Origin of the sequence: Variovorax fucosicus (assembly GCF_030316825.1) — a bacterium.
Lineage (GTDB): Bacteria > Pseudomonadota > Gammaproteobacteria > Burkholderiales > Burkholderiaceae_C > Variovorax > Variovorax fucosicus.
In genome coordinates this window covers 462,792-482,311 of the sequence record NZ_JASZYU010000001.1, presented here as the reverse complement: position 1 = coordinate 482,311, position 19,520 = coordinate 462,792, and the positions used below count along the sequence as shown (strand labels likewise).

General features: G+C 68.2%; 14 protein-coding genes. 12 read left to right on the top strand and 2 right to left on the bottom strand.

The window, feature by feature from the left end; all coding sequences use genetic code 11:
* Positions 1–11: 11 nt before the first annotated feature.
* Positions 12–2,165 (bottom strand): thiamine pyrophosphate-dependent enzyme, encoded by a 2,154-nt coding sequence (locus QTI05_RS02230; protein ID WP_286622746.1) that lies wholly within the window; start codon positions 2,163–2,165, stop codon positions 12–14.
* A gap of 93 nt (positions 2,166–2,258) precedes the next feature.
* Here QTI05_RS02230 and QTI05_RS02225 point away from each other — a divergent pair, with 93 nt between their 5' ends.
* Complete coding sequence (locus tag QTI05_RS02225; protein ID WP_286622745.1) at positions 2,259–3,170, top strand: LysR family transcriptional regulator; 912 nt, start codon at positions 2,259–2,261, stop codon at positions 3,168–3,170.
* 296 nt (positions 3,171–3,466) lie between these two features.
* On the opposite strand, the gene QTI05_RS02220 is transcribed toward QTI05_RS02225, so the two are convergent.
* Entirely contained in the window at positions 3,467–4,528 is a 1,062-nt protein-coding gene (locus QTI05_RS02220) for a LacI family DNA-binding transcriptional regulator (protein ID WP_286542249.1), read from the bottom strand.
* Between the two features lie 115 nt (positions 4,529–4,643).
* Between QTI05_RS02220 and QTI05_RS02215 the strand changes: the two genes are divergently transcribed.
* From QTI05_RS02215 to QTI05_RS02165, 11 genes are all read left to right on the top strand, one after another.
* The gene (locus tag QTI05_RS02215; RefSeq protein ID WP_286542250.1) at positions 4,644–5,663 is read left to right on the top strand and encodes a TRAP transporter substrate-binding protein; all 1,020 of its coding nucleotides are present in this window, start codon (positions 4,644–4,646) and stop codon (positions 5,661–5,663) included.
* Positions 5,663–7,546 carry a TRAP transporter large permease gene (locus QTI05_RS02210; protein ID WP_286622744.1) on the top strand — a complete coding sequence of 628 codons (1,884 nt, stop codon included), beginning with the start codon at positions 5,663–5,665 and terminating at the stop codon, positions 7,544–7,546. Before QTI05_RS02215 ends, QTI05_RS02210 begins: the two co-directional genes overlap by 1 nt.
* A 26-nt stretch (positions 7,547–7,572) precedes the next feature.
* The gene (locus tag QTI05_RS02205) at positions 7,573–8,112 is read left to right on the top strand and encodes a VOC family protein (RefSeq protein WP_286542252.1); all 540 of its coding nucleotides are present in this window, start codon (positions 7,573–7,575) and stop codon (positions 8,110–8,112) included.
* A complete protein-coding gene (locus QTI05_RS02200; RefSeq protein WP_286622743.1) occupies positions 8,112–9,377 on the top strand; it encodes a ribulose-bisphosphate carboxylase large subunit family protein in 1,266 nt (421 codons plus the stop codon). Before QTI05_RS02205 ends, QTI05_RS02200 begins: the two co-directional genes overlap by 1 nt.
* Entirely contained in the window at positions 9,377–10,672 is a 1,296-nt protein-coding gene (locus QTI05_RS02195) for a four-carbon acid sugar kinase family protein (protein ID WP_444812884.1), read from the top strand. Before QTI05_RS02200 ends, QTI05_RS02195 begins: the two co-directional genes overlap by 1 nt.
* Before the next feature lie 192 nt (positions 10,673–10,864).
* On the top strand, positions 10,865–12,445 hold the full coding sequence (gene xdhA / locus QTI05_RS02190) for a xanthine dehydrogenase small subunit (RefSeq protein ID WP_286622741.1): 1,581 nt from the start codon (positions 10,865–10,867) through the stop codon (positions 12,443–12,445).
* 10 nt (positions 12,446–12,455) lie between these two features.
* Positions 12,456–14,882 carry a xanthine dehydrogenase molybdopterin binding subunit gene (gene xdhB / locus QTI05_RS02185; RefSeq protein ID WP_286622740.1) on the top strand — a complete coding sequence of 809 codons (2,427 nt, stop codon included), beginning with the start codon at positions 12,456–12,458 and terminating at the stop codon, positions 14,880–14,882.
* A gap of 6 nt (positions 14,883–14,888) precedes the next feature.
* Positions 14,889–15,884: a LysR family transcriptional regulator gene (locus QTI05_RS02180; protein WP_286542257.1), complete on the top strand. Its 996-nt coding sequence runs from the start codon at positions 14,889–14,891 to the stop codon at positions 15,882–15,884.
* Complete coding sequence (locus QTI05_RS02175; RefSeq protein WP_286622739.1) at positions 15,881–17,410, top strand: ABC transporter ATP-binding protein; 1,530 nt, start codon at positions 15,881–15,883, stop codon at positions 17,408–17,410. Before QTI05_RS02180 ends, QTI05_RS02175 begins: the two co-directional genes overlap by 4 nt.
* Positions 17,403–18,566: an ABC transporter permease gene (locus QTI05_RS02170; protein WP_286622738.1), complete on the top strand. Its 1,164-nt coding sequence runs from the start codon at positions 17,403–17,405 to the stop codon at positions 18,564–18,566. The genes QTI05_RS02175 and QTI05_RS02170 overlap by 8 nt, the downstream gene beginning before the upstream one ends.
* Positions 18,566–19,486, top strand: a complete 921-nt coding sequence (locus QTI05_RS02165) for an ABC transporter permease (RefSeq protein WP_286622737.1) — start codon at positions 18,566–18,568, stop codon at positions 19,484–19,486. Before QTI05_RS02170 ends, QTI05_RS02165 begins: the two co-directional genes overlap by 1 nt.
* Positions 19,487–19,520 lie beyond the last annotated feature (34 nt).

The window sequence follows — 19,520 nt, the reverse complement described above, 5'->3', positions numbered from 1 at the left end:
CGTCATCGCGATCAGGCCGGTTGCAGCGCGCGCAGCATGCGGGAACGCAGGCCGTGCAGCAGCCGCTCGTGCCACTTCGGGTTCTGCACCACCTCGGCCCGGTAGAAGCTCGGGCACAGCGTGGCCGCGTGCGCGTTCTCGCCGCAGAGGCCGCAGCCGACGCAGCCGTCGATCACCACCGCCACCGGGTCGACCTTGAGCGGATCGGGGTTGTCCTTGACCGTGAGGGTAGGGCAGCCCGACAGGCGGATGCAGGCGTGGTCGCCATTGCACACGTCTTCGTCGACGCCGTACTTCACGCGCACCACGCGTTCGCCGCGCTGCAGCAGGCTGGCCAGCCAGGGCTTGATGCGGCGTTGCCGCTCGAGCTGGCATTCGCCTTCGGCCACGATCACCTTCAGGCCGTTGAAGTCGCTGGTGAACGCCTCGTTGAGCGTGGCCCGCATCTTGTCGACGTGGTAGGTGTGCACCGTGCGCATCCACTGCACGCCCAGGCCCTTGAGCGTGGCCTCGATGGTCTGGTTGGTCTCGACCAGGCTGCGCTGCTTGTCCGGAGCTTCGGCCTTGGCCGCGTCGTCCGGCGTGGAGATGATGTCCTGCGTTCCGGTGGCCGAGGTGTAGCCGTTCTTGAAGATCAGCAGCACCGCGTCGTCGCCGTTGAAGAGCGCGCTCTGCACGCCGGTGAGCAGGCCGTTGTGCCAGAAGCCACCGTCGCCCATGATCGAGAGCGCGCGCCGCTTCATCATCGGCGACACGCCGGCCCGGCTGGCCAGGCTCATGCCGTAGCCGAGGATCGAGTGCCCCATCGAGAACGGCTCGAAGGTGCCGAAGGCATGGCAGCCGATATCGGCCGCGATGTGCACCGGCCCGTTGTCGAGCTGCGCGAGCTTCAGCGCCGAGAACACCGGCCGCTCGGGGCAGCCGATGCAGAAGCTCGGCGGGCGGTTCGGCAGCGGCGTGCCGAGCTGCGCGGCAACGGCGGCACGGCGCGCCTTGTTGCCCTGCAGCCAGCCCTGCGCCGCATCCTGCGCATGGCCCGGCAGCCAGCGCGCAGTGAACGCGCCGATGCCGGCCGAGAGCACCTCGACGCCGTATTCGCCGGCCGCCTGCAGCATGTCCTTGCCGTGCAGCGGCGTCTGGATGTCGCGCCGGCGCAGCAGCGTCGCCAGCTCCTGCTCGATGTACTCGGGCTGGCCTTCCTCGACCACCAGCACCGCGCGCTTGCCCATGCAGAAGTCGGCCAGTTGTTCGGGCACCAGCGGCCAAGTGACGTTGAGCACCAGCAGCGGGATCGCGCTGTCGCCGAAGGCATCGGCCAGGCCGAGTTGTTGCAGGCTGCGGATCAGTGCGTTGTAGAGGCCGCCCTGCACCACGATGCCGAGGTCGGCGTGTTCGCCGGGCATCAGTTCGTTCAGGCCCTGTTCGGCGATGTAGCGGCGTGCCGCCGGAATGCGCTCCTCGCCCTTGAGCTTTTCGTGGCGGAAGGTCACGGGCGGGTGCGCCAGCCGCATGTAGTCGAAGCCGGCCGGCTCGGCCATCAGCGCCCGGGTCGAGATCGCCGGTGCCAGGTTGTCCTTGCACTCGAAGCTGCCGCGCACATGGCAGGTGCGGATGCGCAGTTCCATCATGCAAGGCATGTTCGAGTGTTCCGACAGGCGAAAGCCATGCTCGACCATGTCGACCATCCTGCCGAGATCCGGCCGCGGATCGAGCAGGCACATGCTCGACTTGAGCGCGTAGGCGTGCGTGCGCTCCTGGATCACCGAGGCGCCTTCGCCATAGTCCTCGCCGACCACGATCAGCACGCCGCCTGTAACGCCCGGCGACGACAGGTTGGAGAGCGCGTCGGCCGCGACGTTGGTGCCGACGATCGACTTCCAGGTGACGGCGCCGCGCAGCGGGTAGTGGATCGAGGCGCCCAGCATCGCGGCGGCCGAGGCCTCGTTGGAGCAGGCCTCCACATGCACGCCGAGTTCGTCCATGTACGGCTTGGCCTGGACCATCACGTCGAGCAGGTGCGAGACCGGCGCGCCCTGGTAGCCGCCCACATAGGAAACGCCCGATTGCAGCAGCCCCTTGGTGATCGCGAGGATGCCCTCGCCATGGAAGGTGTCGCCTGCGCCCAGGCGCAAAGCCTCGATTTCCTTGCTGAAAGAAACTTCCATCTTGTCTCGTCGTCGTTGTGGCTATGGGGTGTCGCGCCGCGCAGTGTGCGGCGTGCGGCTCATGGCTTCAATAGAATCAAGCGCCTATCGCACATGAATGCCATGCATATTGACACGCTCGACCTGAACCTGCTTCGGCTGTTCGATGCGGTCTACCGCGCGCGCAGCGTGAGCCGCGCCGCCGAGGCGCTTGGTATCACGCAGCCGGCTGCGAGCCACGGACTCACGCGGCTGCGCTTGCTGCTGAAGGACGCGTTGTTCACGCGTGCGCCGGGCGGCGTGGCGCCAACGCCGCGGGCCGAGCGGCTGGCCGTCGCCGTGCGCTCGGCGCTCGCCACGCTGCAGCACGCGCTGGACGAGCCGGATCGCTTCGACCCCGCGGCCTCGAGCCAGCGTTTTCGCATCCACATGAGCGACATCGGCGAAAGCCGCTTCCTGCCGGCGCTGATGGCGCGGCTCGGCGAACTCGCGCCCGGCGTGCAGATCGAAACCTGGCCGCTTGCACCGGCCGAGATCGCGCCTGCGCTGGACAACGGCCGTATCGACTTTGCCTTCGGCTTTCTGCCGGAGGTCAAGGACACGCAGCGCGCGCTGCTGCTGAAAGACCGCTACATCGTGCTGCTGCGCGAGGGCCATCCGTTCGCGCAGCGCAAGCGCAGCGGCACTGCGCTGCTGGAGGCCATGCGCCGGCTCGAGTTCGTGGCGGTTCGCACCCATGCCGATACCTTGCGCATCCTGCAACTGCTCAAGCTTGAGGACCGCCTGCGTCTCACCACCGAGCATTTCATGGTGCTGCCCGCCATCGTGCGCGCGACCGATCTCGCCGTGGTGATGCCGCGCAACATCGCGCGCGGCTTTGCGCAGGAAGGGGGCTATGCGATTGTCGAACCGGCCTTTCCGCTGCGCGACTTCAGCGTGTCGCTGCACTGGAGTCGGCGCTTCGAGGGCGATCCGGCCAACCGGTGGTTGCGGCAGGTGATTCGGGAGCTGTTCGCGGAGGGGTGAGTCCTTTGTTCGAGGCGGGCTCAGGGCGGCGGGGCACGCTGCTCCGCGAATGTCCCCCGGGCTTCGCCCTCCTCCTTTATTTCGCTGCGCAGCGTGCCCCACCGCCCTGATCCTGGAAGCGATGTGACCGTTTCGCGCTGAGCACCACGAGCGTGCCCAGGCCGCTGGTGGTGGGTGGCCCCTGCAGCGAAATAAAGGAGGAGCCGAAGGCGGGGGACATTCGCGGAAGGGGCCACCCGCCGCCAGCGGCCCACCCCACAGGCCGACCCCGAAACGCTCAGCGACAAGGCATCGCTTCAAGGCAGGTTCTCCCGAAAGATCACCTGGCTGCGGGTTGACTCCACCGCGATCAGCGCCTCGCGCCCGTCGCGCAGGTTGGTGAAGATCCGCACGCAGTTCATCAGCGTGGTCTGCGGGCTCTGGGTGATCACGGCGTCCATGCTGCCGTCGATCAGCAGGGCGCGCGTGTCGGGCGTGAGGCCGTGGCCGACGAACACCACCTTGTGGTCGCGGCCGGCCTCCTTGAGGGCACGCGCCACCCCGTCGGAAGCGCCGCCGATGTTGTAGATGCCGGCCAGCTCCGGATGCTGGTCGAGCAGGGCGCGGGTCTGGCGGTAGTTCTTCTCGGCATCGTCCTGGCCCTCGCGCAGGCCCACCACCTGCAGCCGCTTGAACAGCTCGTCGATCACATGCAGAAAGCCGGCCTCGCGTTCCTCGTGCGCGCGGTAGCTGCGGCTGCCGGCGATCAGCGCCACCTTGCCCGTGGCGCGCGCACCGATGAAGCGGCCGATCAGATAGCCCGCGGTGCGGCCGGCTGCGCGGTTGTCGAGCCCGATGTAGGCCGCGCGAGCGGAGTTCGAGAGGTCGGAGATCAACGTGATCACCGGCACGCCCTGCGCGGCCAGCGTGCTCACCGCCTCGCGCACGGCCGGATGCTCGAGCGCCATCATCGCGATGCCGTCGCTGCGCTTGCCATGCCGCAGCAGCGCGGCCGCGAGTTCGTGCGGGTTGAAGCTCTCGATGAATTCGGCGCGGCAGGTCACGTTGAACGGCGCCCAGTGCTCCTGCGAGTAGCCCACCATGTCGCCGAGCATGCGGATGAAGCGGTTGGTGCCGGCCGGCAGCAGAAACTGCAGCCGCAGCGGCGGCGGCGCGAGCGCTGCGTAGAGGCCGGTTTCGGGCAGGTAGTCGAGCGCCTTGGCCGCCTTCAGCACGCGCTGGGCGGTCGCGTCGCGCACGCCGGGGCGGCGGTTCAACACGCGGTCGACGGTGGCGGTCGAGACCTGCGCCGCACGCGCGATGTCGGCCACGCGGGCACGGCCGGCGGCGTCGGAAGAATGCCCTGGGTTAACCCTCATACATCAAAAACCATCAGAGTCGAAGTTTGACGGGAGCGCATGCGCCTTCTATCGTTCGCATGCCTTTGATTCAATGATGCATCAAATCGCATCAGACACACAACGGAGACAACGCATGCCATCGATCACCCGCCGCAGCGCACTGCGCACGCTTTCAGCCCTTCCCGCCGCGAGCATCGTGACGGCCTTGCCGCGCATCGCACGCGCCGCCGAGTTCTCCTACAAATACGGCAACAACCTGCCGCTCAGCCACCCGCTCAACATCCGCGCGCAGGAGGCGGCCGACCGCATCGCGAAGGAAAGCAATGGCCGGGTCGAGATCAAGATCTTCCCGAACAACCAGCTCGGCGGTGACACCGACATGCTGGCGCAGGTGCGTTCGGGCGGCATCGACTTCTTCACGCCGTCGGCGCTGGTGATCGCCACGCTGGTGCCGGTGGCTGCGATCAACGCGGTCGGCTTTGCCTTCTCCGACTACAACCAGGTCTGGGGCGCGATGGACGGCAAGCTCGGTGCCCATGTGCGCGACGCCATTTCCAAGTCGCGCCTCTATGCCTTCGAGAAGATGTGGGACAACGGCTTTCGCCAGACCACCAGCAGCAAGGCGCCGGTGGGCAGTGCCAAGGACATGGACGGCCTGAAGATCCGTGTGCCGGTGAGCCCGCTGTCGATCTCGATGTTCAAGGGCCTTGGCGCCGCGCCGGCCAGCCTGCAGTTCAGCGAGGTCTACTCCGCGCTGCAGACCAAAATCGTCGACGCGCAAGAGAACCCGCTGCCGATCATCCAGGTGGCCAAGCTCTACGAAGTGCAGAAGTTCTGCTCGCTCACCAACCACATCTGGGACGGCTACTGGTTCATTGCCAACGGCCGCGCATGGGAGGCCTTGCCTGCCGACCTGAAAACCATCGTGGCGCGCGCCATCAACGATGCGGGCATGCAGCAGCGCGAAGACATCCGAAAGCTCAACGAGTCGGTGGTCGGTGACCTGCAGGCCAAGGGGCTGACCATCAACCGGCCGACGGCCGACAGCTTTCGCGCCAAGCTGCGCGACTCCGGCTTCTATGGCGAGTGGAAGGGCCGCTTCGGCCCCGAGGCCTGGGCGCTCCTCGAAGGCACCGTCGGCAAGCTCGCCTGATGTCGGCCGCGCTGCATCCTGCGGTCGTCAGCGCCGCGCCGCTCAACGCGCTGGGCCGCTGGGCCGGGCATGCCGACCGGTGGCTCGGCCACACGGTCGAAAGCCTGGCCGCGCTGCTGGTGCTGGCCGAAATCGTGGTGCTGTTCGCGGGTGTCACGGCGCGCTACGCCTTCCATGCGCCGCTGGTCTGGTCGGACGAGCTGGCGTCGATCCTGTTCCTGTGGCTGTCGATGCTCGGTGCCGTGGTGGCGTTGCGCCGCGGCGAGCACATGCGCATGACGGCGCTGGTCGACAAGCTCTCGCCGCCGCGCCGCGCGATCCTCGATGCCTTCGCCATCGCGGCGTCGGTGGCGTTCCTTGCGCTCGTGGCCTGGCCGGCGATCGACTATGCGCATGAAGAAGCGTTCATCGTCACGCCCGCGCTCGAAATCAGCAACGCCTGGCGCGCGGCGGCCATTCCGATCGGCATTGCGTTGATGATCGTGGTCGCGTTGCTGCGGCTGCTGCGCATCTGCAGCGGCCGCCAGATTGCGGTGGCGCTGCTCGGCACGGCGGCCGTGGTGGGGCTGTTCTGGCTGGCCGGGCCGCTGCTCGCGCCGCTGGGCAAGCTGAACCTGGTGATCTTCTTCATCGGCGTGGTGGCGGTCACGGTTTTCTCGGGCGTGCCGATCGCGTTTTCGTTCGCGCTCGCCACCTTCGGCTACCTGGCGCTGACCACACGCACGCCGATGCTGGTGATGGTGGGGCGGCTCGACGAGGGCATGTCGCACCTGATCCTGCTGGCCGTGCCGCTCTTCATCTTCCTGGGCGCGCTGATCGAGATGACCGGCATGGCGCGCGCCATGATCCAGTTCCTGGCCAGCCTGCTGGGCCACGTGCGCGGCGGGCTGAGCTATGTGCTGATCGGCGCGATGTACCTGGTGTCGGGCATTTCGGGCTCCAAGATTGCCGACATGGCGGCCATTGCGCCGGTGCTGTTCCCCGAGATGAAGAAGCGCGGCGCCAAGCCGGGCGATCTGGTGGCGCTGCTGGCCACCACTGGCGCGCAGACCGAAACCATCCCGCCATCGATCGTGCTGATCACGATCGGCTCGGTCACCGGCATCTCGATCGCCGCGCTGTTCACCGGCGGCCTGCTGCCGGCGGTGGTGCTCGGTCTCTGCTTGTGCGTGGTGGTCTGGTGGCGCTACCGCGGCGAAGACCTGAGCGGCGTCGAAGTGCACACCAAGCGGCAGATCGGCCGGCTGTTCGCGGTCGCGCTGCCGGCGGTGCTGCTGCCCTTCGTGATCCGGGCTGCGGTGGTCGAAGGCGTGGCCACCGCCACCGAGGTGTCGACCATCGGCATCGTGTATTCGGCGCTGATCGGCCTGGTGATCTACCGCCAGTTCGACTGGTCGCGCGTCAAGCCGATGCTGGTCGAGACGGCCTCGCTCTCGGGCGCCATCATCTTCATCGTCGGCTGTGCCACCGCCATGGCCTGGGGACTCACGCAGTCGGGCTTCTCGCAGGATCTGGCGAAGTGGATGGCCGCGATTCCGGGCGGGAGCTACGGTTTTCTGGCCATCTCGATCATTGCCTTCATCGTGCTCGGCAGCGTGCTCGAGGGCATTCCGGCCATCGTGCTGTTCGGACCGCTGCTGTTCCCGATTGCCAAGGCCGCGGGCGTGCACGAGGTGCACTACGCAATGGTCGTCATCTTTGCGATGGGCATCGGCCTGTTCGCGCCGCCGTTCGGTGTCGGCTACTACGGCGCCTGTGCGGTCAGCAAGGTCGATCCCGGCGAGGGCATCAAGTACATCGGCGGCTACATCGTGGCGCTGCTGGTCGGGCTGATCCTGGTCGCGGCCATCCCCTGGTTCTCCATCGGCTTCCTCAAGACCTGAACAACAACATCCTCACGGAGCAAGCAATGAGTCGATTCCTCGGCGAGATTCGCCAACTGGGCTATGTCGTGCACGACATCGAGGCCGCGATGGACTACTGGAGCAAGACGCTGGGCGTCGGTCCCTGGTACTACAACCCCAAGGTGCCCATCGTCAACTACCGGTACAAGGGCGAGGCGCACCAGCCGCACAACTCGGTGGCGCTGGCCAATTCGGGCTTCGTGCAGGTCGAGCTGATCCAGACCCGCAACGACGTGCCCTCGATGTACCGCGACTTTCTGCAGGCCGGCCGCACCGGGCTGCAGCACATTGCGTACTGGACGGCCGACTACGACGCCGATCTGGCGCGCCTCACACGCCAGGGCTTCAAGCCCGTGATGAGCGGCGAGGTGGGGGAGCGCGGCCGCTTCATCTATTTCGACACCGAGTACCACCCGGGCACGGTGATCGAGCTGTCCGAAGTTGCAGGCCCCAAGGGCAAGATGTTCGACCTGATCCGCGAATCGTCCGTCGGCTGGGACGGCAGCAATCCGGTGCGCCCGTTTCCCGACCTCGGCAAGCTCTGATGGCGCTGGATCGCATCCACGCGAGCTACCTGATCGAGACGCCGCTCGCGCCCGAGGCCGTGGCCGAGGTGATGGCGGGCGAGCAGTCGTGCGGCACCTTCACGCGGGTCGAGGGCGAGACCGATGCGCTGCGCGCGCGGGCGCGGGCGACGGTCGAGGCGGTCGAAGAACTCGCCGCCGTCGACGCACCGTCGCTGCCCAACGCGTTGCTCGAGCGCAAGGGCACGCCGGGGCCCTGGCGGCGCGCGCGCGTGCACCTGTCGTTTCCGGTCGCCAACATCGGCGCGAACCTGCCGACGCTGGCCGCGACCGTGGCCGGCAACCTCTACGACCTCGGCGAGGTCACGGGCCTGCGGCTCGAAACGATGCACCTGCCCGCGAGCTATCGCAACCGCTTCGAGCTGCCGCGGCTCGGCATTGCGGGCACGCGCCGCGTCACCGGCGTGGCGCAGGGTGCGCTGGTCGGCACCATCATCAAGCCGAACGTCGGCTTTTCGGCGGCCGAGACGGCCGAACTCGTGGGCCGCCTGTGCGCGGCGGGTGTCGATTTCATCAAGGACGACGAGGTCAGCGCCGACCCCGACCACGCGCCGCTGGCCGAGCGCGTGCCGGCCGTGATGGCGGTGGTGCGCGAGCACCAGCAACGCACCGGCAAGCACGTGATGGTGGCCTTCAACATCACCGACGAAACCGACGCCATGAAGCGCCATGCCGACCTGGTCGAGCGCGAAGGCGGTTCGTGCGTGATGGCGAGCCTCAACTGGTGTGGTTTCTCGGCCATCCAGACCTTGCGGCGCCACACCGGGCTGGCGCTGCACGGGCACCGCAACGGCTTTGGCGCGATGTCGCGCCATCCGATGCTCGGCATCGGCTTTCAGGCCTACCAGACGCTGTGGCGCCTGGCCGGCGTCGACCACATGCATGTGCACGGTCTGCAGGGCAAGTTCGCGCAGGCCGACGAGGAGGTGATCGGTTCGGCGCACGACTGCTTCGCACCGCTGGCCGAAGGCGTCGACGACGCCGTGATGCCGGCTTTCTCGTCCGGCCAGTGGGCCGGCACCGTGCCCGCCACCTGGGACGCGATCGGCCGCGACGACCTGCTGTTCATGTCGGGCGGCGGCATCCTCGCGCACCCGGGCGGCGCGGCGGCCGGCGTGGCAAGTATCCGCCAGGCCTGGGCGGCGGTGCGCGCCGGCACGCCGCTGGCCGACGCCGCGCGCACCCAGCCCGAACTGGCGCAGGCGCTGGCTTTCTTCGGCAGATGATGGGCGCCGCCGGGCCGCCGTCGATCGTTTTCTACGGTGATGATTTCACCGGCGCGACCGACGCGCTCGGCACCGCCGCGCGCGCCGGCCTGCGCACGCTGCTGTTCCTGGCCGTGCCCGACGACGCGCAACTGCAGCGCGCCGGCGCGCTCGATTGCATCGGCATTGCCGGCGCGGCGCGTTCGATGCCACCCGACACAATGCGCGCAGAGCTCGCGCCCGTGGCTGCGCTGTTCCGGCGGACCGGCGCGCGGGTGCTGCACTACAAGTGCTGCTCGACCTTCGACAGCGCGCCCGAGGTCGGCAGCATCGGCGTGGCGGTCGAGGCACTGCGTCCCGCCGTGGCCCAGCCCTGGGTCGCGGTGATTGGCGGGCAACCCGAACTGCAGCGCTATTGCCTGTTCGGCAACCTGTTCGCGGCGGCCGGGTATGGCGGTGCGGTGTGCCGCATCGACCGGCATCCGACCATGAGCCGGCACCCGGTCACGCCGATGCACGAGGCCGACCTGCGGCGCCACCTGGCGCTGCAGGGGTTCGAGGGCGTGCAGTCGCTGCCGTATCTCGCGTATGCGCGCGCCGCGGCAGCCGTGCAGGCCGACATCGAGACACTCGTCGGCCAGGGCACCGGCGCCATCCTGTTCGACGTCGCGCAGCAGTCCGATCTCGCCGTCATCGGCGCTGCGTTGCAGGCGCGGGCGCAGGCCGGCCCGTTGCTCGCGGTCGGCCCGAGCAGCGTGCTGCAGGCGCTTGCGCAGCAGCGTGCGCCCGCGGCGCCTGTTCCGGTGGCGGCGGCCGAAGGCCCCGTGCTGGTGCTGGCTGGCAGCCTGTCGCCCGTGACGGCGCGGCAGGTGGCGGCCGCACGCTCCTACGAACTCGTCCCGCTCGATGCGCGCGCCCTGGCCGACGCGGCACCCTCGCACCTCGACGCGGTGGCGAGTCAGCTTTCGGCGCGGCTGGCGGCAGGTCGCAATGTGTTGGCCTGCACCGCGCCGGGCGCGGCCGACCCGGAAGTGCCGGCCCTCGCCCTTGCAAAGGCCGGTGGCCTGCTGCTCGCGCGCGTGCTGGCGGCCACGCCGCTGAAACGCGTTGGCGTGGCCGGCGGCGACACCTCCAGTCATGCGGTGCAGGCGCTCGATGCCTGGGGCTTGTCGTACCTGGCGGCGCTGTCGCCCGGCGCGGCGCTCTGCCGCCTGCACAGCGACGCCCCTTCGCTCGATGGCTGCGAGATCCTGCTCAAGGGCGGGCAGATGGGCGGCGAAGACGTGCTCGAGCGGCTGGTGCACGGCACGCGCTGACGGGATGGCCCCGGGGCCCCGCCCGACCGGGCCCGACAATTGCTGTCTGATTGCCGCGGGTACCCGTGTAAACCCGAATAAGGTGCATACGGGGCCGGACATACGCACTATGGTGAGGGTTGTATGCGTCCGCGGCCTCGAAGCCCTAAGTTCGGTAGCGCCGGTTTTCGCACCCACGACAGCAATCAATCCATGAGCAGCAACACAAGCAGCCAGCCCCTTCGCTTCTTCCACCGCGACCGGATCGTCGAGGTGAGCGGCGTGCACCCCACCCGCACCGTGCTCGACTGGCTGCGCGAAGACGCGCGCTGCACCGGCACCAAGGAGGGCTGCAACGAAGGCGATTGCGGCGCCTGCACCGTCGTCATCGGCGAGCTGGCCGAGCCGGGCGCGCCGGGCGCGGTCGGCGGGTTGCAGCTGCAAACGGTCAACGCCTGCATCCAGTTCCTGCCGACGCTGCACGGCAAGGCGCTGTTCACGGTCGAAGACCTCAAACGGCAATGCGGCAAGTCGCTCGACACCCGGCAGCACGACAAGCACGCCGTGCGGCAACTGCACCCGGTACAGCAAGCCATGGTCGAGTGCCACGGCTCGCAGTGCGGCTTCTGCACGCCGGGCTTCGTGATGTCGCTGTGGTCGAGCTACGAACACCACAGCGCAGCCGGCACGCAGCCCACGCGCCAGCAGTTGGCCGACGAACTCTCGGGCAACCTGTGCCGTTGTACCGGCTACCGGCCGATCCTCGACGCGGGCCAGCGCATGTTCGACCTGCCCGCCGTGCGGCTCGACACGCAGCCCGTGGTGCAGGCGCTCACCGCCTTGCAGCGCGAGGGCACCTTCGACTACAGCGCCGTCTCCGGCGGGCGCACCGACCGCTTCCACGCGCCGACCACGCTGGCCGAGCTGGCCGCCCTGCGCCTTCAGAAGCCGGATGCGCAACTGCTGGCCGGCTCGACCGACGTCGGCCTCTGGGTGAACAAGCAGTTCCGCGATCTCGGCGACATCATCTATGTCGGCGACGTCGCGGAAATGAAGGCCGTGCGGGAGCAGGGCGGCGAGCTCTACATCGGTGCCGGTGCCTCGCTCGAAACCGCCTGGCACGCACTCGCACAGCGCTTCGAGGGCCTCACCGACGTGTGGCTGCGCTTTGCGTCGCCGCCGATCCGTAATGCCGGCACCATGGGCGGCAATGTCGCCAACGGTTCGCCGATCGGCGACTCGGCGCCGGTGCTGATGGCGCTCGACGCGCAGATCGAGCTGCGGCAAGGCGAGTGCGTGCGCCGCATGCCGCTGGCCGGGTTCTACGTCGACTACATGAAGAACCAGCTCGAGCCGGGCGAGTTCGTGCAGGGCATGGCCGTGCCGCTCTCGGTGGCAACGCGCCGCGTACGGGCCTACAAGATCAGCAAGCGCTTCGACTGCGACATCTCGGCGCTGTGCGCCGGCTTCTCGATCGCGCTGGACGGCGACACGGTCAAGGAGGTGCGGCTTGCATTCGGTGGCATGGCGGCCGTGGTCAAGCGCGCGGCGCAGGCCGAGGCCGCGCTGCTCGGCAAGCCCTGGACGCAGGCCAGCGTGAACGCCGCCAAGCTCGCGTTGGCGCAGGATTTCAAGCCCCTGTCGGACATGCGCGCCTCGGCTGCCTACCGGCTGCAGGTGGCGCAGAATCTGATTCAGCGCCTGTGGCTCGAGACGCGCGCCACCGACGCCCTGCCGCTGGAGGCGACCAGCGTCTGGAGCGTGATGCCGCACGTGATGACCCCCGGCGTCTGAGGAAATCGAGATGAACAAACCCATCGATGCCCGCCTGATGCAGCCCGCCGAGGCGTTCGCCGACTACCTGAAGAATGCGGCCGCGCGCATCGACGTCGGGGCCGAAGCCAGGGCCCACGACGACGGCGCACGCGTCGGCATCAGCCGGCCGCACGAGTCGGCGCAACTGCATGTGGCCGGCGAGGCGACCTACATCGACGACATCCCCGAACTGACGGGCACGCTGCATTGCGCACTCGGCCTGTCGCCGGTGGCCAACGGCCGGCTCACGGGCATGGCGCTCGACGCGCTGCGCGCGCTGCCCGGCGTGGTTGCCGTGCTGTCGGCGGCCGACATCCCCGGCACCAACGACTGCGGCTCGATCGTTCACGACGACCCGATCCTCTGCAGCGGCGACATCCGCTATCTGGGCCAGCCGGTGTTCGCGGTGATCGCCGAAACACGCGACATCGCGCGCCGCGTCGCGGCCAGGGCGAAAGACGTGTTGACGATCGAGGCCGCGCCGCCGGTGCTCACGCCGCAGCAGGCCCATGCCAAAGGCCAGTACGTACTGCCGCCGATGCATCTCGAGCGTGCCACGCACGAAGGTGGGGCCAAGGCGGCCATCGCGAAAGCGCCGCACCGCCTCCGGTCGACCTTCGAGGTCGGTGGCCAGGAGCAGTTCTACCTGGAAGGGCAGATCAGCTACGCGATCCCCAAGGAGGGCGGCGCCATGCATGTGCACTGCTCGACCCAGCACCCGAGCGAGATGCAGCACCTGGTGGCGCACGCGCTGCGCCTGCATGCCAACGAGGTGCATGTCGAATGCCGCCGCATGGGCGGTGGCTTCGGCGGCAAGGAATCGCAGTCGGGCCTGTTCGCCTGCGTGGCGGCGATCGCGGCGCACACGCTGCAGCGTCCAGTGAAATTGCGGCTGGACCGCGACGACGACTTCCTGATCACCGGCCGGCGCCACTGCTTCTGGTACGAATACGAAGTCGGCTACGACGACGAGGGCCGCATCCTCGGCGCCGAGATCTCGATGGTCTCGCGCGCCGGGCATTCGGCCGACCTGTCGGGCCCCGTGATGACGCGTGCGATGTGCCATTTCGACAATGCCTACTGGCTGCCCGACGTGTCGATGCACGGCTACTCGGGCAAGACCAACACGCAGAGCAACACTGCGTTTCGCGGCTTCGGCGGGCCGCAGGGTGCCATCGCGATCGAGAACATCCTCGATACGGTGGCGCGCGAACTGGGACGCGACCCGCTGGACGTGCGGCGCCTCAACTTCTACGGCAAGACCGAGCGCAATGTCACGCCCTACGACCAGGTCGTGACCGACAACATCATCGAAGAGCTGGTGACGCAGCTCGAAACCAGCAGCGACTACCGCGCGCGGCGCGCAGCCACTGCCGCGTTCAACGCCGCGAGCCCGGTGCTCAAGCGCGGCCTGGCACTGGCGCCGCTGAAGTTCGGCATTTCGTTCAACGTCAAGCACTTCAACCAGGCCGGCGCGCTGGTGCATGTGTACACCGACGGCTCGATCCTGGTGAACCACGGCGCCACCGAGATGGGCCAGGGCGTCAACACCAAGGTGGCGCAGGTGGTGGCGCACGAACTCGGCGTGAGTTTCGAGAGCGTGCGCGTCACCGCCACCGACACCACCAAGGTCGCCAACACTTCGGCAACGGCGGCCTCCACGGGTGCCGACCTGAACGGCAAGGCCGCGCAGGATGCGGCGCGGCAGATCCGCGAGCGGCTGGCCGCGTGCGCGGCCGAGCGGCATGGCGGCGATGCGGCTGCGGTGCAATTTGCCAACGACAAGGTCGTCGTCAATGGCCGCACGCTCGATTTCTGCACGCTGGTGGCCGAGGCCTACATGGACCGCGTGCAGCTCTGGTCCGACGGCTTCTATGCAACGCCGGGCCTGAGCTGGAACAAGGAAACCATGAAGGGCCGGCCCTTCTACTACTTCGCCTACGGTGCGGCCGTGAGCGAGGTGGTGGTGGACACGCTCACCGGCGAATGGAAGCTGCTGCGCGCCGACATCCTGCACGACGCTGGCCGCTCGCTCAACCCGGCCGTCGACATCGGCCAGGTCGAGGGCGCCTTCATCCAGGGCATGGGCTGGCTCACCACCGAAGAGCTGATGTGGCATCCACAGAGCGGCAAGCTCACGACGCACGCACCGAGCACCTACAAGATCCCGACGGCCAACGACTGCCCGCCGGTGTTCAACGTCCAGCTGTACGAAGGCGACAACTTCGAAGACTCGATCCACCGCAGCAAGGCGGTCGGCGAGCCGCCGCTGCTGCTGCCGTTCTCGGTGTTCTATGCCATTCGCGACGCCATTTCGTCGGCAGGCGACCACAAGGTCGACCCCCCGCTGCGGGCGCCCGCGACCAGCGAAGCGATCCTCAATGCCATCACGGCGGTGCAGGCGCTCCCAGCCTGATCAGCCATGCGTGACCAGGCGCTCTTCGACAAGATCGATCTTCACTTGATCCGGGTTCTGCACACCGTTCTGACCGACCGCAGCGTGTCGCGCGCGGCCATCCGCCTGGGCATGTACCAGCCCGCCGTGTCGGCCGCGTTGAAGCGCCTGCGCGAGCTCTCGGGCGACCCGCTGCTGGTGCGCTCGGGCTCGGGCATGGTGCCGACCGATGCCGGGCTGCGCATGATCGAGCCGAGCGCCAGCATCCTGCGGGCGGCCGAGGTGCTGTTCAGCGATGCGCGGGGCTTCGACCCGCAAACGGCCGAAAGCACCTTCCGCATCGCCGCGAGCGATTATCTGGATCCGATCTTCCTGCCGATGCTGGTGGCGCAGATCAAGAGCCAGGCGCCGATGTGCAAGATCGAGATCCATCCGCTCTCGCCCGATTCGGACTATCACGGCCACCTGTCGCTCGGCCATGTCGATCTGGTGATCGGCAACTGGCTCAAGCCGCCGGAAGACCTGCACATGGCGCGCCTGTTCGGCGACGAGATCGTCTCGCTGATCAGTCTCGACCATCCGGCCGCGCGGCGCGGCTGGGACGTCGGCACCTGGCTCGCCGCCGAGCACATCGCACCGACGCCGATGCATCCGGGCGCGCGCGGCATCATCGACCAGATGCTCGACGGGCTGAACCTGCAGCGCAACATCACAGCCCGCTGCGCGCATTTCGGGCTGATCCCGGACATGGTGGCGTCGAGCCTGCTGGTGCTGACCACCGGGCGCCAGTACTGCGAGCGTTTCACCGCGCGGCTGCCAGTGAAAATTGTCGAGTGCCCGGTCGCACTGCCGCGCCTGATGTACTACCAGCTGTGGCACGAGCGGACCCATTCGTCGAGCGCGGCGCGCTGGCTGCGCGACCGCATCAAGTCGGTGGCGGCGTCTCTGCGTCCGGTGCAGGGTGCCGGTGCCGGCTCCGCGAAACTTTCGGTTATTGAAGACAAACAACGGGATCGGGCATGACACCCTTCAGACTCCAGCTTGCAAACATCACCAAGCGCTATCCGGCCGTGGTGGCCAACAGCGATGTATCGCTGACCGTGCAGCCCGGCGAAACGCATGCGGTGCTGGGCGAAAACGGCGCCGGCAAATCGACCTTGATGAAGATCATCTACGGCTCGGTGAAGCCCGACGAGGGCACGGTGAGCTTCAACGGCCAGCCGGTGAACATCCGCAACCCGCAGGAGGCGAGGGCGCTCGGCATCAGCATGGTGTTCCAGCACTTCAGCCTGTTCGACACGCTCACGGTGGCCGAGAACGTCTGGCTCGGGCTCGACAAGAGCCTGGCGCTGATGGAGGTGACGCAGCGCATCACGGCCAAGGCCCGCGAGTATGGGCTCGACATCGACCCCTCGCGCCCGGTGCACACGCTTTCGGTCGGGGAGATGCAGCGCGTCGAGATCATCCGCGCGCTGCTGACCAACCCCAAGCTGCTGATCCTCGACGAGCCGACCTCGGTGCTGACGCCACAGGCGGTGCACAAGCTCTTCGTCGTGCTCAAGCAGTTGTCGTCGGAGGGCTGCAGCATCCTCTACATCAGCCACAAGCTGCACGAGATCCGCGAGCTGTGCACCGCGTGCACCGTGTTGCGCGGCGGCAAGGTCACGGGCGTGTGCAATCCGCAGAACGAAAGCAACGAGTCGCTCTCGCGCCTGATGATCGGCGCCGAGCCGCCGCCGTTGCAGCACCGCGAACTCAAGACCGGCGCGGTCGCGCTGCGCGTCAAGGGCCTGACGCTGGCGCGAGACGACCAGTTCGGTGTCGACCTCGATGGCGTCTCGCTCGATGTGCGGGCCGGCGAGGTGGTCGGCATCGCAGGCGTTTCCGGCAACGGGCAGAAAGAGCTGCTCTATGCGCTGTCGGGCGAAGACACGCGGGCAGAGCCAGCCATGATCGAGATGTTCGGCCATCCCGCCGCGCGCCTGCGCCCGCGCGGGCGGCGCAAGCTCGGCGTGCACTTCGTGCCCGAAGAGCGGCTCGGCCGCGGCGCGGTGCCGACGCTGAGCCTCGCACAGAACATGCTGCTGACGCGCGACAACGCGATCGGCAAGAGCGGCTGGATCCGCATCGGCGCGCTGCAGACGCATGCCGAAAAAATCATCGCGCGCTTCAACGTCAAGGCGGGCGGGCCGGGTGCGGCGGCGCGTTCGCTCTCGGGCGGCAACCTGCAGAAATTCATCGTCGGGCGCGAGATCGATGCCAACCCCAAGCTCTTCATCGTGGCGCAGCCGACCTGGGGCGTCGACGTCGGCGCAGCGGCGCTGATCCGCGGCGAGATCCTGGCGCTGCGCGACGCCGGCTGTGCGGTGCTGGTGGTGAGCGAAGAGCTCGACGAGTTGTTCGAGATCAGCGACCGGCTGTATGTGATCGCCAAGGGGCAGCTATCGCCCTCGGTCGATCGGGCCGCGGCCACCGTGCCGCAGATCGGCGAATGGATGAGCGGCTTGTGGCAAGGCGCCACCGCTGCACGGGAGGCCGCCCATGCTTAAGCTCGAAGCCCGCCCGCAGCTCTCGCGGTTCTGGAGCTACGGCTCGCCGATCCTGGCGCTGCTGATCACGGTGGTGATCGGCATGGCGCTGTTCGCCGCGCTGGGCAAGGACCCCGTCAAGGGCCTGCTCGTGTTCTTCTGGGAGCCCATCCGGAGCGGCTATGCGCTGGGCGAACTGATGGTCAAGGCGACGCCGCTGCTGATCATCGCCCTGGGCCTTGCCGTCTGCTTCCGCTCCAACGTATGGAACATCGGCGCCGAGGGGCAGTTCGTGATCGGTGCGATCGCGGCCGGCTATGTCGCTCTGCTGGCCGACAAGAGCACCGGCCCCTGGATCGTGGCGGCCATCATCGCGGCCGGCGTGCTGGGCGGCATGGCCTGGGCCGCGATCGTCGCGCTGCTGCGCGACCGCTTCAACGCCAACGAGATCCTGGTCAGCCTCATGCTGGTGTACGTGGCGACACTGGTGCTCGGCTACGTGGTCGCGGGCCCGCTGAAGGATCCGATGGGCTTCAACTTTCCGCAAAGCAAGACCTTCGACGCGGTGACGCAGATCCCGCGGCTCATGAAGGGCTCCCGCGTGAGCATCGGGCTCTTGATCGCGCTCGGCGGCGTGGCGGCGCTCTGGATCTTCCTGTTCCGCACGCGGGCCGGTTTTGCGCAGCAGGTCGGCGGCCTTGCGCCGGCAGCGGCGCGCTACGCGGGTTTCTCGGCCCGGCGCGCGGTGTGGATCGCGCTGCTGACCTCGGGCGGCGCGGCCGGCCTTGCCGGCGCGCTCGAAGTCGCAGGCCCGATCGGTCAGCTCACGCCCTACGTGCCGGCCGGCTACGGCTTCGCCGCCATCATCGTGGCTTTCGTCGGGCGGCTGCATCCGGTCGGCATGGTGTTCTCGGCCATCCTCATGAGCATGTTCTACATCGGCGGCGAACTGGCCCAGTCGCGCCTCGGGCTGCCCAAGTCGCTGACCGGCGTATTCCAGGGGCTGCTGCTGTTCACGCTGCTGGCCTGCGACACGCTGATCGCCTATCGCGTGCGGCGCAAGGCCGCGCCGAAGCCGGCGCCCGTATCGTCGCTATCGCCGGGCACGGCCTCCCTGCAGGTCAGCACACCCCTCACCGCGCAGCCTGTCGCGCACGCCACCGAAGGAGCTCTCTGATGGACGGGTATGCACTCCTGCTGGGCTCGATGCTCAGCGCCGGCACGGTGCTGGCGATCGCTTCGCTCGGCCTCCTGATCAACGAGAAGGCCGGCATCGTCAACCTCGGCGCCGAGGGGCTCATGCTGTGCGCCGCGATCGCCGGCTTTGCTGTCACGGTGCAAACCGGCAGCAGCTGGCTCGGCTTTGCCGCCGGCATGGTGACAGGGGCATTCCTTGCGGCCGTGTTCGGCGTGCTGGTGATCTGGCTCAACACCAACCAGTACGCGACCGGGCTCGCGCTGAGCCTGTTCGGCGTGGGCTTTTCGGCCTTTGCCGGGATCAACTATGTGCAGGCCAAGCTGCCCGAGAGCGTGCAGTACAAGCTGCCGTTCCTGGGCGATCTGCCGCTGGTCGGGCCGGCGCTGTTCCGGCACCACCCGATCGTCTACTTCGCGGTGCTGCTCACCTTTGCGCTGATCTGGTTCCTGTACCGCACGCGCTCGGGTCTGGTGCTGCGCTCGGTCGGCGAGTCGCCGGAGTCCTCGCATGCGCTCGGCTATCCGGTGCGGCGCATCCGTTTCCTGGCAGTGCTCGCGGGCGGTGCGCTCTGCGGGCTGGCGGGTGCCTACCTGTCGGTGGTCTACACCGGCCTGTGGGTCGAGAACATGGTGGCCGGCAAGGGCTGGATCGCGCTGGCGCTCACCACCTTTGCCACCTGGCGGCCGGCGCGCGTGCTGCTCGGCGCCTACCTGTTCGGCGGCGTCACGATGCTCGGCTTTCACCTGCAGAGCGTCGGCGTCGACATTCCGAGCCAGTTCCTGAACATGATGCCGTACCTCGCCACCATCGTGGTGCTGGCGCTGATTTCGCGCAACCCGGCCTTCATTCGCATCAACATGCCGGCGTCGATCGGGAAACCGTTCTACCCCGGCTCATAATCCGTTTGTGTTTTCTTGTTTCGCAACTTGCCTT

Bases quoted from the DNA above. Each gene is read 5' to 3' on its own strand.
- QTI05_RS02175 (WP_286622739.1), top strand. From the start codon at position 15,881: ATGACACCCTTCAGACTCCAGCTTGCAAACATCACCAAGCGCTATCCG.
- QTI05_RS02200 (WP_286622743.1), top strand. From the start codon at position 8,112: ATGGCGCTGGATCGCATCCACGCGAGCTACCTGATCGAGACGCCGCTC.
- QTI05_RS02180 (WP_286542257.1), top strand. From the start codon at position 14,889: ATGCGTGACCAGGCGCTCTTCGACAAGATCGATCTTCACTTGATCCGG.
- QTI05_RS02210 (WP_286622744.1), top strand. From the start codon at position 5,663: ATGTCGGCCGCGCTGCATCCTGCGGTCGTCAGCGCCGCGCCGCTCAAC.
- QTI05_RS02225 (WP_286622745.1), top strand. From the start codon at position 2,259: ATGAATGCCATGCATATTGACACGCTCGACCTGAACCTGCTTCGGCTG.
- QTI05_RS02220 (WP_286542249.1), bottom strand. From the start codon at position 4,528: ATGAGGGTTAACCCAGGGCATTCTTCCGACGCCGCCGGCCGTGCCCGC.
- xdhA (WP_286622741.1), top strand. From the start codon at position 10,865: ATGAGCAGCAACACAAGCAGCCAGCCCCTTCGCTTCTTCCACCGCGAC.
- QTI05_RS02205 (WP_286542252.1), top strand. From the start codon at position 7,573: ATGAGTCGATTCCTCGGCGAGATTCGCCAACTGGGCTATGTCGTGCAC.
- QTI05_RS02195 (WP_444812884.1), top strand. From the start codon at position 9,377: ATGGGCGCCGCCGGGCCGCCGTCGATCGTTTTCTACGGTGATGATTTC.
- QTI05_RS02170 (WP_286622738.1), top strand. From the start codon at position 17,403: ATGCTTAAGCTCGAAGCCCGCCCGCAGCTCTCGCGGTTCTGGAGCTAC.
- xdhB (WP_286622740.1), top strand. From the start codon at position 12,456: ATGAACAAACCCATCGATGCCCGCCTGATGCAGCCCGCCGAGGCGTTC.
- QTI05_RS02215 (WP_286542250.1), top strand. From the start codon at position 4,644: ATGCCATCGATCACCCGCCGCAGCGCACTGCGCACGCTTTCAGCCCTT.
- QTI05_RS02165 (WP_286622737.1), top strand. From the start codon at position 18,566: ATGGACGGGTATGCACTCCTGCTGGGCTCGATGCTCAGCGCCGGCACG.
- QTI05_RS02230 (WP_286622746.1), bottom strand. From the start codon at position 2,165: ATGGAAGTTTCTTTCAGCAAGGAAATCGAGGCTTTGCGCCTGGGCGCA.